This window comes from Staphylococcus coagulans (assembly GCF_002901995.1).
Lineage (GTDB): Bacteria > Bacillota > Bacilli > Staphylococcales > Staphylococcaceae > Staphylococcus > Staphylococcus coagulans.
Genome location: NZ_PPQN01000102.1, coordinates 1 through 428 on the forward strand (window position 1 = coordinate 1; position 428 = coordinate 428).

Consider the following 428-nt stretch of genomic DNA (forward strand, 5'->3'; position numbering starts at 1 on the left):
CTAAACGTTGTATCCGTATCGAGCGCTTGACCTTCTTTAAATTTTGGACTGTACATCAACACTGGAATGTATTCACGTGTGTGATCTGTGCCTTCTGCAGTGGGATCATTGCCGTGGTCGGCTGTAATGATGAGTAAATCATCTTCACGCATCGCGTCCATTAATTCCGGTAAGCGATTATCAAAGTCTTTTAAGGCTTGTGCGTAACCCGGTTTATCACGACGATGCCCATACAACGCATCAAAATCGACTAAGTTTAAGAAACTTAAACCTTTAAAATCTTTTTGTACGATTTGCATCAGTTGATCCATCCCGTCCATGTTACTTTTCGTACGTACTGCTTCTGTGACACCTTCTCCATCGAAAATATCATTGATTTTACCGATGGCAATGACATCATAGTCATGATCTTTAAGTGTGTTCATCAC

Annotated in this window: 1 protein-coding gene; it reads right to left on the reverse strand. The window is 40.9% G+C overall.

Annotated features, from left to right (window positions below; translation table 11 throughout):
* Positions 1-428 (reverse strand): alkaline phosphatase family protein (locus CD118_RS11390; RefSeq protein ID WP_206167723.1); only part of this gene is annotated, 428 nt, incomplete at both ends.